The sequence below is a fragment of the Shinella zoogloeoides genome, from assembly GCF_003574625.1.
In the GTDB taxonomy this organism is placed as follows: Bacteria; Pseudomonadota; Alphaproteobacteria; order Rhizobiales; family Rhizobiaceae; genus Shinella; species Shinella zoogloeoides_A.
In genome coordinates this window covers 218,759-229,619 of record NZ_QNUJ01000010.1, presented here as the reverse complement: position 1 = coordinate 229,619, position 10,861 = coordinate 218,759, and the positions used below count along the sequence as shown (strand labels likewise).

Sequence of the window (10,861 nt, the reverse complement as noted above, 5' to 3'; positions counted from 1 at the left end):
GGCGGCGGCAACGGCGGCAATGGCGGAAGCCAGGGTGGCGGTAACGGCGGCGGCGGCGGCAACGGCGGCAATGGCGGAAGCGGCCATGGCGGCGGTGGCGGCGGCGGCGGCGGCGGCGGTGGCAGCGGCGGTAGCGGCTCCGGTGGCGGCAACGGCGGTGCTGGCGGCAACGGCGGCAATGGCGGCAGCGGCAGCAACGGCGGCAGCGGCGGCAGTGGCGGCGGCGGCGGCAATGGCGGCGGCGGTGGCCATCGTTAAGCAAGGAACCGCAGCAACGGTCGTTGCTTGAACCTCGAAACGAAAAAGGCCAAGGGAGCAGCGCTCCCTTGGCCTCATGCGTTGTTCATTCCATGTCAACCAGCCCGGTCGCAAGCGTTCCCGCTCCGGCCGCCTGCCGTTTTACAAATCCGTGGTCTGCGTTCCGCAGGGCCTGATATGTTGGCTGACATATTCATAGGGCATGACCTTGAGATTGCGGTTCAGCCCGCCATTGTCCCTCAGCCAGCCGAGAACCCAGCGCGGATACTTCTTCAGCAGATAGGTCGCGGCGACCCTGTTGCCCTGCGAGGAGCTGCCGAACGGCAGGTGGAAGCCGAAGCGCGCGGCGGGCGTCACGCAAAGCTGCTCCTGGTTGAGGCCGAGATAGATGGTGCAGGCGGAATCGCAGCGGCCGCTGAATTTCACCGGCTGCCCCGTCTGTTCGAGTTGAGCCGCCTTGAGGGCATAATCGACGATCATGCCACCGTGGTCATTGCCGACCGTGTAGAAGGCCCCCGTCCCCGACACGGCCATTGCCGTGGCGGTCGTCGTCGCAAGTGCGACCAGGGCGATGGATGCAATGCGAGCAGTGCTGGCGATCGGCTTCATGAGAGTGTCTCCGTTTACGAGACGTCTATCAGTCATTCCTAAAATTCCCGTTAAGATGTAGCGCTGAATGCGCGCCCGGTGGAAAGGGGACCGGCAAAGGCCGGCCTTTCTTCAAGCGCTACTCCGAAACCGCACGGGAAACGGCCGTGGGTAAAACGCAGGACAAAGCGGTGCGCGCAAGACCGGGAAAAAACGGGCAAGTTGGGCATTAGTATGGCCTTAAATACGTGAAAGCGGTGAATGTCCCCGTTTTCCCCGGAACCCACAGCAGGCTCGGCATCGTCGTTTCACCACTCTAGCATGAAGCAGGGCAACAACGAATGCCGTCCGAGCAACGCCGGCGCCAATCGGCCGGCACACCCGGAAAATCCCGGTTCCGGACAGTATAGCTGCTTGTATTCGCTATCGTTTACGAAAAGGCAAGGTTAACGGCTCGCTAAGGTTTTTCCTCTACTTTTCATGAGTGATATGGGGATCGGCAGGGGGCTGCCGGTCCGGGGATGACAGGTGTTTCGTGGCGGACAGGTTTCGCGAACTGGAGAGACCGCAAGCCGGGCGGCCGAAGGACATCGTATTGATGGCCACGGTCTCCAGCTTCGAGAGCCTGCGTTTTCCGTCGCGGTCGGATCTCGTCCAGTTCGGCGAACTTTTCGAACAGCTCTATGCCGCTTCCAGCGATGAAGCGCGCCGGCAGGCCGTCGCCGCCCTGTCGCGCTGCCCGCAGGTGCCGCAGGAAACCGCCCTGTTCATCGCGCATCAGCCGATCGGCATCGCGGCCATCTTCCTGATGGGCTCGAAGGCGATAACCGACGGCACGCTGCTCGACATCCTGCGCGCCACCGGCCCGGACCATGCCCGCGCCATCGGCCGGCGCGACGATCTTTCGCCCGCCGTCATCGAGGCGCTGGTCGGTACCCACCAGAAGCATGCCAGCCGCAGGACCGGCGAGGACCGCGCGGAGGCCCTTCGCGAGGCCGCGCGGCTGGAGCGGGAAGAGGAAATCCGCGCGGAATTGCGCGCGCTCGTGCGCGCGGCGACGCCCGCCGCCGAGGCGCCCGTCCGGCTGGTGCCGGCAAGCGAGATTCATCAGGCGCTGTTCGTGCGCTTCGCGCGCTCGGGCGATGTCGGCATGATCGCGGTGACGCTCGCCGATGCGCTCGCCTCCAGCCAGTGGCTTTCCGAACGCATCCTTCTCGATGTCTCGGGCCGGCAGCTCGGCGAGACGCTGCTGGCGCTCGGCGTGGCGGAGGCCGACGGCCTCTCCGTGTTGAGGACGATCTATCCGCATCTGGCCGAAGGCGGCGCCGAGACGCTCATCGCCTCGCTCGACCCCGCCGAGGCGACCCGCCGTGTCGAGAGCTGGCAGAGAGCCGACCGCTACACGAATGGCGACGGCCTGCTGAAGGCCGCCAACGGCGACGCTGCCCCGGCCGGAGGGCTGGAGCATCGGGACGCATTCCCAGGACCCGGCCGGCAGAGCGCCGCCGGCTGACGCCCCCTCAAAACACCCGGCGCCGCACCGGCGCGCGGACCGCAGCTTCCTCGTCCCGCCCGCCCGAAAGCGCGGCCAGCGTCGTCAGCACGAACATTCCCGAAATCAGCAGCGCGAGGGCAGGCAGCACGATCAGCATGGGTCTCTCCAGGGGTCCGCACAGGCCGCTGCCTGTGTGCCTTGCTTTTCCCATGGCCGGATGTGGGCCGCTGTTCCCGGCGGAACAGGCGTCATGCGGAGGCTTGCCCCTCACCCTAACCCTCTCCCCGCAAGCGGGGAGAGGGGACGTGCTCCACGCGCGGTAGTCATTTGGGGAAACCGGTTCGACATATCCCCTTCGCCCCGCTTGCGGGGAGAAGGTGGCCGGCAGGCCGGATGAGGGGCGCATCGCCTACGTTGGAGGACCCTCCTCCTCTATCGCCGGAAGAACCCGTCATCCTTCGGCTCCGCCCCGGCAAACGCGATGAGATCGCCGAGATCGTCCGTCTCGATGGAGATCACCCAGAGATCGCCGTCGAAGCGGCGTTCGCGCGCCACGGCGTCGGTGACCGCGGCCGCCTCCGCCCGCTCCAGCCGCGTTTCGAAGAGCCGCCGGCCAGTGTCGTCCTCGTCGAAGAAACTTTGCGGGGCGGGCGCGTGGAGACTTTCCGTGCCGTCGCGGAATATCTGTCGCACGAAGACCGCCCCCGCCTCCTCCGCGCCCTTGGCCTCCACGGCGGCGAAATCACCGCGGGCGAAGACCCGGCGCATCAGGGCGGAGACGAAGATATCAGTGCGAAGGCGCATATCCGGGGCCCCACGCGGCGGGCGCTACAGCGCGCCGATGTCCTTGAGCTTGGCGAGGACCTGCTCGTTCGGCTCGCCGGTAACCGGAAGGCGGTAATGCTTCTCGAAATGGCGGATCGCGGTGCGCGTCTTCTCGCCGATCAGGCCATCGACGGCGATGTCCGCATAGGCGATGTTGCTGAGGCCCTTCTGGATCTGCATCACCAGCTCGCTCGGCGCGGGCCTTGCGACCGCCGAGGTGACGCCGGGATCGGCCTCGGCGCGCAGGATGGCGGCGGCGACCGGGTCGGCCTCGTCCTTGGCTCTCGCCTGCGCGCCCGCCGCCGCGGCGGGCTGCTTCTCGATGAGGCTCGCCACCTCGTCGAAGGGGCGTTCGGCCGGGGTCACATCGGTCACTTCCGGCAGGGCCTCGCCCTCCTCCAGTCGCTCGATGACGAAGGTCGTCTGGTCGTGCGGCTCCGGCCGGGTGGCGGTGAAGCCGAGGGAATTATCGGCCGAGCGGGTCTTCAGGAACGGCGACGGATGGCCGCCCGGCTGGTACCAGAGCGCATTGGCCGCCACGAAGGAGAAAACGACGACGAAGGCCGAGACGCCGCCGATCACGCCCGGATGGCGCGCGGCGAGCCCGCCGAGGGCGGAAAGCCCGGCGATCACCATATTCGGCCGGCGCTGCGGCTGGCTGCGCCCGCGAGACCCGCCCTTGCGGACCTGGCCCTGGGGCCGCCGCTCAGGCTGTCTTCTGACGTGCGCGTTCATCTTGCGTGTCCTTGCCATCGTCCGACGGCTGGTAAACTTTCTCTGCCCCCGCTGCAAGGCGCGGCGGGAAATCGACGGTGGATGCCGCGGGCCGCAGCTCCCCGTCGCGCGCCACGCCCGCCCCGTCCGCCGGAATGCGGATGGTGATGACGGTGCCCTCGCCCGGCCGGCTCTCGACGGCGAAGCTGCCGCCGTGCAGCGCGACGAGGCCCTTGACCAGCGACAGGCCGAGGCCGGTGCCCTCGTATTTGCGGGTATACTCGTTCTGCACCTGCATGAAGGGCTGGCCGATCGACGCCAGCTTGTCGGCGGGGATGCCGATGCCGGTGTCGCTGACCGTCAGCAGCAGGTCGCGGCCTTCCCGCGCCGCATCGATGGTGACGATGCCGCCGCGGTCGGTGAACTTGATGGCGTTGCCGACGAGGTTGATGAGGATCTGCTGGATCGCCCGCTGGTCGGCGACGGCCTCGCCGATGGCGCGCGGCACGCGGCTCGTCAGCTTGATGCCCTTCTCTCGCGCCTGGAGGCCGAGCATCTGCTCGCAGGCCTTGACGCTGTCGGCGACGAGGAAGGGTTCCGTCAGCAGCTCGTAACGGCCGGCCTCGATCTTCGAGACGTCCAGCATGGTGTTGACCACGGACAGGAGATGCGAGCCCGACTGGTGGATCAGCCCGACATATTCACGCTGGCGATCGTTCTCCAGCCGGCCGAAATATTCGCCGGCGAGAATGTCGGAAAAGCCGAGGATGGCGTTGAGCGGCGTGCGCAGCTCGTGGCTGACGGCGGCGAGGAAGCGCGTCTTGGCGTCGTTGGCCGATTCGGCCTCCTCGGCCTTGCGCGCATTCTCGTTGCGCAGCCGCGCCTCGTCGGACATGTCGCGCGACTGGGCGACCACGGCGGCGAGCGCGCCGTCGGGGCCGGCCAGCGCCGTCATCTCCACGCGCATGTGCATGAACTGCTCGGCATCCACCTCGATGCGCGGGCGGTCGATGCGGATGTCCACCGTCTCGCGGGCGCCGCCCTGGCGCAGCCGGTCGATGGCGGCGAGGAAGGCGATGCGGTCGGAAACGTGAATCTGGTCGAGATAGCCGCGGCCCGCCGGATCGCGCATCCAGGAGAGCATGTCGGCGCGATCGCGGCCGTGCACGGCGGTGACGAAGCCGCGCGCATCATGCAGCGTGACGAGGCCGGCGAAGAGATCGTAGGGCGAGACGTCGCTCGGCGCGGCCTCCGCCATCGTCTCGGCGAAGCTCTTGTGCGGGAGCGGCTTCGGGCGGCGCACCGAGGTGACGGCGGCCGAAAGCAGCGCGCCGGCGCCGGCAAGCGCGACGCCCGCCGGGAGCGCGGCGGAAGCGGGCAGGACGGCGGAGAGCGCCAGCGGCAGGCCGGGCACGGCGGCAAGCAGCGCCAGCGTCGTCGCGCGCAGCGAGGCGGAGGGGCGCGCATCGGCGGCGCCCGCGCCAGCAACGCCAGCAACGGCGCCCAGACGGGCTGCCATTCTGTCCGCGATGATGGTCAATTGGCGCAACGCAAAACCCTGCCGTTCATGTTCTTTTCTGTGAGGCCAAAATCGCATCGGCGACTTAAGGAAAGGATAAACGGCAGGGGCCGCAAGCGGGCGAAAAAGGCCCAAAAGTCCCATTTCGGGGCAATCCAACGGCCATTCGTCCGGCGTGGTTAACGGGGCGTAAGCGCCTCATTTTGCGGCATTTTTCTGTTCATATTAACTTTTGGGGCAAGGCCCCTGCCGCCCCCTTCCCGGCATTCCGGCAGCTTGGACCCCGATGGCGCGCCATCATCCTTAACGCCGATCGCTAAAATCTGCCGCAAATGCCGGTAAAGTGCGAAATAGATCGCATTTTAATCAAAACTGGGCAAAACCCGAACGATTCCTGCAAAGGGGAATTTCCTTCCGGCCCCTATTCTCGCATCAACGGTTCGCCAAGGACCAAACGAGCCGACGGCCGCAAGACGCCGGGGCACCAACGAGGATGGCAAGCAATGTGGTTTCTGATCAAGGGAACGTTCTGGTTCTCACTGGTTCTGGTCCTGCTCCCCTTCCTGGACCCGGAATCCTCCGACAAGCTGAACAGGGGGCCGAGCGTCGAGATCGGCGACACGTTCAGCGCCGCCAGCGAGGCGCTCAACTATGTGACGGGCATGTGCGCCGAAAAGCCGGATGTCTGCCAGAAGGGCAGCGAGACCTTCGTCGCCCTCGGCCACCGGGCCCGTGAAGGCGCCCGCATCGCCTACCAGTTCCTCGATACCCAGTTCGCCGACGAGGACGTCGCCTCTGCCGAGCCGGCAAAGAAGGAAGCGCTGAACCAGCCGCTTCCGGCCGTCGCGAAGATCGACGCCGACGACGAGGTCATCACCGGCACCATCGCCGTGCCGACCCGCCGCCCCGACCACAAGGGCTGACGCCGCCCCTCTTCCAAGACGCGATCCCGCAGCCTTTGCGGCATTGCTCCCCAAGTTTCTGCCTGCCTCACTCGTTGCCTAGCAACCGCCGCATGGACCCGTTCCCTGCGGCGTTTCTTTTTGCGCGCGGCGGTTTGCGGTTCAAATAGCGGGCCGGCTCGCCTATATGGAAGGCGGATAGCCCGGACGGAACGAACATGGCCACGCTGCAAGAGATCATCGACGACTTCGCCTTCCTCGACGAATGGGAGGACCGCTACCGCTATGTCATCGAGCTCGGCAAGGCGCTGCCGGACCTTCCCGAAGACCAGCGCACCGCGGCCAACAAGGTGCAGGGTTGCGCCAGCCAGGTCTGGCTCGTCAGCCACAGCGCGGGCGGCGCCGACCCGGTGATGACCTTCGAGGGCGATTCGGACGCCCATATCGTGCGCGGCCTCGTCGCCATCGTGCTCGCCATCTATTCCGGCAGGCACGCCTCCGAAATCGCCGCCCTCGACGCCATCGACACCTTCAACACGATCGGCCTCGTCGAACACCTCTCCTCCCAGCGCGCCAACGGCCTGCGCTCGATGGTGCGCCGCATCCGCGAAGAGGCGGCGATGCGGGTGGCGGCGTAGGGAAGCTTGCCGGGGAGCGGGCAAAGGTCCTGCCCCCGTGGTGGAGAGATGAGGCGAGGCCCCTTGCCCCTCATCCGGCCTGCCGGCCACCTTCTCCCCGCAAGCGGGGAGAAGGGGATATGCCGCACCGTTTCCCCTAGCCAATAACCATGCGTGGGGCACGCCCCCTCTCCCTGCTCGGCGGAGAGGGTCAGGGCGAGGGGCGAATCTCAGCACGGTATTTCCGGCCGATACCCCTCCGCCCCCCAGGCATGTGCCCGTCGCTTACCGGCGGCCGGCGGGGCGTAGTGCCGGGCGAGCGCCATCAGGGAAGCGCGCAGGAGGAGTTTTGCGGAGCGGGCGGGCCATTGGCGTTCGCGTTCCACGGTTTCCAGCCCTTTCATGAAGCAGCAGACGTCGAGGGCGACGCCGGAGAGTTCCGGGCCCATCGCCTCGATGGCACGGGCGACGCGCAGGCGCGCGGCGAGCGCCGTGTCGGTAAGGTCGCGCGACGCGCCGGCCTCGCCCTTCTGGCGGCCGGCGATGCGCGGCTCCCAGGACATGGTCATGCGCGGCTGGAGGCCGCCGCGGGTGAAATCGGCGTGCAACCGTTCGCCGGCAGCGAGCGCGCTTTCCGGAAGATAGGCGTCGCCCGACTTCTCCTTCAGCCGGGAAAGGCCCGCCAGCGGCGATTCGACGCGGTTGGCGAGCGCCTTTTCGCGCACGCCGTCACGCAGCACCACGACCTCCTCGATATCCCGGTGCTGACCTGCGAAGGGCGTTTCCGCCTCGCAGAGCCGGCGACGCAGATGCGCGCGCGCCTCCGGCGTCGCCGCCAGCAGGTTCCCGTCGCGGCGGACGAGGCCGAGGCTAAGGGCCTCCCCGAGGATCGCGGGGGAGACGGACTGCGCCCTGCCGCCGGCAGCGGCGAGCGTGCCCTCGCCCTCGAGGCGCGCTTCGCCGGCCGCCAGCAGGAAGCGCAGGAGCTTCGCAAGGTCGGCGGCATTCTTCCGTGCGGTCGCGTCACTCATGGCTGCCGATCCCCGCCGGGCCGAACACCGAAAGGACGACGCGCTCGATGGCCGAGACGAAGGCGTCGAAGGCGGCATCGTCGCGGCGATCCTCCACCACGTTGCAGGCATGGCCGACCGTGGTGCGGTCGCGGCCGAAGGCCATGCCGATCTCCGAGAGCGAAAGCCGCAGCACGACGTGGGAGACATACATGGCGATCTGGCGCACATGGCAGGTGGTGCGCCGGCTGTCGCGGCGCCAGAGCGGGCGGTCGCCCGCAAGGGCCGTCATCTCCAGAACGAGCTGGCGCACGATGCGGCAGGCGACGGGCGCCGGCACCGTCGGCGGCTCCTGCACGGCCATCGTCCGGCGGGCGGCACGCGTCCCCTCGCCCGGCTCCATGCCGGAACCGGCGCCCTTGACTTCCGGCGCGGGGCCGGCGGAAGGTGGAACCGCTCGGGACGACCGTCTCTGGGAAACGATGAACTGGTGCATGACTGGCCACTCCGTTGATAGGAATTTATTCATACACCCTAGAGGATGGGCGAGGATGAATGAAGCACCCTGGCGCAATCATCCGTTGAATTTCTTCATATATTTGTGACAGGCATCCCCGATATAGGCTTATATTCCTTTTCCCTTGCGAAGCCTTGTGCGAAAAGCGCGGCCTTGCCGGCGTCTCCGCAACGCAAAAGGCCGGAGCCTTGCGGCTCCGGCCTTGGATCATCGGCACCCTCGTTCCCGTCGCGATCCCCGGCGTTGAGTCCGAGGTTTGTGGATGCTCGGGTCGGGCCCGCGCATGACGAGGGAAGATTTTGGTCTGGCCGGCAGCATCAGGCCGGCGCCTCACGGCACCGGCCCTTGAACTGGCGCAGACTAAGTAAGCTGGATTACTTGCCGGCCTTGCGGCGCTGGCCGAGGCCCATTTCCTTGGCGAGGCGCGAGCGGGCCTCGGCATAGGCGGGGGCGACCATCGGGTAATCGGCCGGCAGGTCCCACTTCTCGCGGTATTCTTCCGGGGTCATGCCGTAATGGGTCATGAGGTGGCGCTTGAGCGACTTGAACTTCTGGCCGTCCTCGAGGCAGATGATGTAGTCGTTCTGCACGGACTTCTTCACCGGCACCGGCGGCTTCGGCTTCTCGGCGGCGACGGGCGCCTCGACGGTGGCGACGGGCTGCGTGGTGTTGTTGAGCGCCGCATGCACGTCGGCGATCAGGCCCGGCAGCTCCGAGACCGGCACGACATGGTTGCCGACATAGGCCGCAACGATATCGGCAGTAAGCTCGACGAGAAGATTGGAGCCGGCGCCAAGGGTTGTTTCTGTCATTTCTTTCTCCTGTCGGATATCGTTGTAGTCGAAAGCGCTGCTGACGACCGCGTTCCTGAATTCCGGATAAAGCCTTACTTCGAGCTGATTATGTGGCAAAACGATGCTCGCGCGAACGATGACGTTCGAAACAGCGGCATTTTACGCCAATATAACTTTTCACTACAGCGGCCGCTGTTTTCAGCGATTCTCTTGCCGTCATCAATACCGCATTCGCGCGACTACGGCAGGAACTCAACTTAGACAGGAAATCGATGCAGGCGCTAAATCAACCGGAATGCTTTACTTCGCCTGAAATATCATTCCCGGTTTGATTGTCCAGTATTATTTTGACAAAGCACAGAAAGAGCTTTCATGCCTTCAATCTATCCGCTGAAATTCAGTGGATACTCAAATTCCGGCCATGATCTATAAACCAAATGTCAATGCTTCTTGGCGTTGCGCTTCTCGGCCTCATGCATATCGTCCATCACGGTCGCACGTGCGAGGCGATAGCCCGCGCCATGGGCGGCCTTGGCGACGAGGTGGGCGGCGACCGGCGCCGTCAGCACGAAGAAGACGAAGCCGGCGAGCGCCCGGGTGAGGATCGCGATGTCGAAGGCGTGGATGCCCGCCGCAAGCAGCATCAGGCCCGAGCCCACGGTGCCGGCCTTGGAGGCCGCATGCATGCGCGTATAGACGTCCGGCAGGCGCATGAGGCCGACGGCGGCGAGGAAGGTGAAGATGCCGCCCGCCACCAGCATGACGGCGACGACGAGCGCCAGGATCATCTCCGTCATCGGCGTTTCCTCCGCTTGCCCGCCTTTTCCCGCTTGCGCCCTTCCGCAAGTGCCTCGCTCTCCTCGCCCGCTTCCATGCCCTGCCGCATGACGAAGCGCGCGAAGGCGACGGTCGCCAGGAAACCAACGAGGCCGAGCGCGATGGCGATATCGATATAGAGGTTGAAGCCGGTGCGGATCGCCACGACGGCGATGAAGCCGATGGCGATGGCGACCAGCATGTCGAGCGCGACGATGCGGTCCGGCAGCGTCGGCCCCCGGACGACGCGGAAGGCCGTCAGGAAGAAGGCCGCGCACATCAGGAGAAGCGCGATCGCGGCGGCGGCGGAGATGATCGTTTGCGCGTCCATCAGCGGAAAGCCTCCAGGATCTTCCTCTCGAAGCCGTTCGCGATGTCGCGCCGCGCGCCGGCCGGGTCGGAGCAGTCGATGGCGTGCACGTAGAGCACCATGCGGTCCGCCGAGACGTCGACGGAGAGCGTGCCCGGCGTCAGCGTGATGAGATTGGCGAGCAGCGTGATCTCGAAATCCCGGTCGACCGTCAGCGGGAAGGCGAAGATGCCGGGCTTCAGCGTCATTTTCGGGCTCGCCACCAGCACCGCGACCTTCCAGGCCGAGAGCGCCAGCTCCTTGATGAAGAGCGCCAGCAGCGAGAGGATCTTCAGCGGCCGCAGGCGCCGGCCGTCCGGCTGGATATGGCCGCGGATCAACCACAACGACAGCGCGCCGGCGGCCATGCCGAGCAGGAGGTTCGGCACGGTGAAGCTGCCGGAAACGGCGAGCCAGACGAGGGCGAAGAGCGCGATGGTGACGGTCGGCCGCATGG

The 10,861-nt window shown here is 66.5% G+C and carries 15 protein-coding genes; 3 read left to right on the top strand and 12 right to left on the bottom strand.

Annotated elements, in window-relative coordinates; translation table 11 throughout:
• Together DSD28_RS26015 and DSD28_RS20175 are read right to left on the bottom strand one after the other, a co-directional pair.
• Positions 1 to 252: hypothetical protein (locus DSD28_RS26015; protein ID WP_205536221.1), on the bottom strand; the 252-nt coding region annotated here is incomplete at its 3' end.
• 147 nt (positions 253 to 399) lie between these two features.
• Positions 400 to 867, bottom strand: coding sequence for a hypothetical protein (locus DSD28_RS20175; RefSeq protein ID WP_119258217.1), 468 nt, complete (start codon positions 865 to 867; stop codon positions 400 to 402).
• A 577-nt stretch (positions 868 to 1,444) separates the two neighbouring features.
• Here DSD28_RS20175 and DSD28_RS20170 point away from each other — a divergent pair.
• Positions 1,445 to 2,359, top strand: a complete 915-nt coding sequence (locus tag DSD28_RS20170) for a DUF2336 domain-containing protein (RefSeq protein ID WP_119258216.1) — start codon at positions 1,445 to 1,447, stop codon at positions 2,357 to 2,359.
• Between the two features lie 7 nt (positions 2,360 to 2,366).
• Here the strand turns inward: DSD28_RS20170 and DSD28_RS26405 are convergent, their stop codons facing one another.
• From DSD28_RS26405 to DSD28_RS20155, 4 genes are all read right to left on the bottom strand, one after another.
• The gene (locus tag DSD28_RS26405; protein WP_281048108.1) at positions 2,367 to 2,498 is read right to left on the bottom strand and encodes a hypothetical protein; all 132 of its coding nucleotides are present in this window, start codon (positions 2,496 to 2,498) and stop codon (positions 2,367 to 2,369) included.
• A gap of 275 nt (positions 2,499 to 2,773) precedes the next feature.
• Positions 2,774 to 3,145, bottom strand: coding sequence for a DUF1491 family protein (locus tag DSD28_RS20165; protein ID WP_119258215.1), 372 nt, complete (start codon positions 3,143 to 3,145; stop codon positions 2,774 to 2,776).
• A gap of 24 nt (positions 3,146 to 3,169) precedes the next feature.
• The gene (locus DSD28_RS20160; RefSeq protein WP_119258214.1) at positions 3,170 to 3,901 is read right to left on the bottom strand and encodes a peptidoglycan-binding domain-containing protein; all 732 of its coding nucleotides are present in this window, start codon (positions 3,899 to 3,901) and stop codon (positions 3,170 to 3,172) included.
• Positions 3,873 to 5,399 (bottom strand): sensor histidine kinase, encoded by a 1,527-nt coding sequence (locus DSD28_RS20155; protein ID WP_119258240.1) that lies wholly within the window; start codon positions 5,397 to 5,399, stop codon positions 3,873 to 3,875. Before DSD28_RS20155 ends, DSD28_RS20160 begins: the two co-directional genes overlap by 29 nt.
• 503 nt (positions 5,400 to 5,902) lie before the next feature.
• Here DSD28_RS20155 and DSD28_RS20150 point away from each other — a divergent pair.
• Both DSD28_RS20150 and DSD28_RS20145 read left to right on the top strand, forming a co-directional pair.
• Positions 5,903 to 6,322: a DUF5330 domain-containing protein gene (locus tag DSD28_RS20150; protein ID WP_119258213.1), complete on the top strand. Its 420-nt coding sequence runs from the start codon at positions 5,903 to 5,905 to the stop codon at positions 6,320 to 6,322.
• Between the two features lie 197 nt (positions 6,323 to 6,519).
• Positions 6,520 to 6,939, top strand: a complete 420-nt coding sequence (locus DSD28_RS20145) for a SufE family protein (protein ID WP_119258212.1) — start codon at positions 6,520 to 6,522, stop codon at positions 6,937 to 6,939.
• A 209-nt stretch (positions 6,940 to 7,148) separates the two neighbouring features.
• Here DSD28_RS20145 and DSD28_RS20140 read toward each other — a convergent pair whose 3' ends face one another.
• From DSD28_RS20140 to DSD28_RS20115, 6 genes are all read right to left on the bottom strand, one after another.
• Positions 7,149 to 7,949, bottom strand: a complete 801-nt coding sequence (locus tag DSD28_RS20140) for a DUF6456 domain-containing protein (protein ID WP_119258211.1) — start codon at positions 7,947 to 7,949, stop codon at positions 7,149 to 7,151.
• Positions 7,942 to 8,424 carry a helix-turn-helix domain-containing protein gene (locus DSD28_RS20135; RefSeq protein ID WP_432430873.1) on the bottom strand — a complete coding sequence of 161 codons (483 nt, stop codon included), beginning with the start codon at positions 8,422 to 8,424 and terminating at the stop codon, positions 7,942 to 7,944. Before DSD28_RS20135 ends, DSD28_RS20140 begins: the two co-directional genes overlap by 8 nt.
• Positions 8,425 to 8,819: 395 nt before the next feature.
• The gene (locus DSD28_RS20130; protein ID WP_119258210.1) at positions 8,820 to 9,257 is read right to left on the bottom strand and encodes a MucR family transcriptional regulator; all 438 of its coding nucleotides are present in this window, start codon (positions 9,255 to 9,257) and stop codon (positions 8,820 to 8,822) included.
• A 422-nt stretch (positions 9,258 to 9,679) separates the two neighbouring features.
• Positions 9,680 to 10,036 carry a monovalent cation/H(+) antiporter subunit G gene (gene mnhG, locus DSD28_RS20125; RefSeq protein WP_119258209.1) on the bottom strand — a complete coding sequence of 119 codons (357 nt, stop codon included), beginning with the start codon at positions 10,034 to 10,036 and terminating at the stop codon, positions 9,680 to 9,682.
• A complete protein-coding gene (locus DSD28_RS20120; protein WP_119258208.1) occupies positions 10,033 to 10,386 on the bottom strand; it encodes a cation:proton antiporter in 354 nt (117 codons plus the stop codon). The genes mnhG and DSD28_RS20120 overlap by 4 nt, the downstream gene beginning before the upstream one ends.
• On the bottom strand, positions 10,386 to 10,859 hold the full coding sequence (locus tag DSD28_RS20115; RefSeq protein WP_119258207.1) for a Na+/H+ antiporter subunit E: 474 nt from the start codon (positions 10,857 to 10,859) through the stop codon (positions 10,386 to 10,388). The genes DSD28_RS20120 and DSD28_RS20115 overlap by 1 nt, the downstream gene beginning before the upstream one ends.
• Between the last annotated feature and the right edge of the window lie 2 nt (positions 10,860 to 10,861).

What these genes read in the sequence shown, in the direction of transcription:
- DSD28_RS20175 (WP_119258217.1), bottom strand. Translation starts at nt 867, where the DNA reads ATGAAGCCGATCGCCAGCACTGCTCGCATTGCATCCATCGCCCTGGTC.
- DSD28_RS20170 (WP_119258216.1), top strand. Translation starts at nt 1,445, where the DNA reads ATGGCCACGGTCTCCAGCTTCGAGAGCCTGCGTTTTCCGTCGCGGTCG.
- DSD28_RS26405 (WP_281048108.1), bottom strand. Translation starts at nt 2,498, where the DNA reads ATGCTGATCGTGCTGCCTGCCCTCGCGCTGCTGATTTCGGGAATGTTC.
- DSD28_RS20165 (WP_119258215.1), bottom strand. Translation starts at nt 3,145, where the DNA reads ATGCGCCTTCGCACTGATATCTTCGTCTCCGCCCTGATGCGCCGGGTC.
- DSD28_RS20160 (WP_119258214.1), bottom strand. Translation starts at nt 3,901, where the DNA reads ATGAACGCGCACGTCAGAAGACAGCCTGAGCGGCGGCCCCAGGGCCAG.
- DSD28_RS20155 (WP_119258240.1), bottom strand. Translation starts at nt 5,399, where the DNA reads ATGGCAGCCCGTCTGGGCGCCGTTGCTGGCGTTGCTGGCGCGGGCGCC.
- DSD28_RS20150 (WP_119258213.1), top strand. Translation starts at nt 5,903, where the DNA reads ATGTGGTTTCTGATCAAGGGAACGTTCTGGTTCTCACTGGTTCTGGTC.
- DSD28_RS20145 (WP_119258212.1), top strand. Translation starts at nt 6,520, where the DNA reads ATGGCCACGCTGCAAGAGATCATCGACGACTTCGCCTTCCTCGACGAA.
- DSD28_RS20140 (WP_119258211.1), bottom strand. Translation starts at nt 7,949, where the DNA reads ATGAGTGACGCGACCGCACGGAAGAATGCCGCCGACCTTGCGAAGCTC.
- DSD28_RS20135 (WP_432430873.1), bottom strand. Translation starts at nt 8,424, where the DNA reads ATGCACCAGTTCATCGTTTCCCAGAGACGGTCGTCCCGAGCGGTTCCA.
- DSD28_RS20130 (WP_119258210.1), bottom strand. Translation starts at nt 9,257, where the DNA reads ATGACAGAAACAACCCTTGGCGCCGGCTCCAATCTTCTCGTCGAGCTT.
- mnhG (WP_119258209.1), bottom strand. Translation starts at nt 10,036, where the DNA reads ATGACGGAGATGATCCTGGCGCTCGTCGTCGCCGTCATGCTGGTGGCG.
- DSD28_RS20120 (WP_119258208.1), bottom strand. Translation starts at nt 10,386, where the DNA reads ATGGACGCGCAAACGATCATCTCCGCCGCCGCCGCGATCGCGCTTCTC.
- DSD28_RS20115 (WP_119258207.1), bottom strand. Translation starts at nt 10,859, where the DNA reads ATGCGGCCGACCGTCACCATCGCGCTCTTCGCCCTCGTCTGGCTCGCC.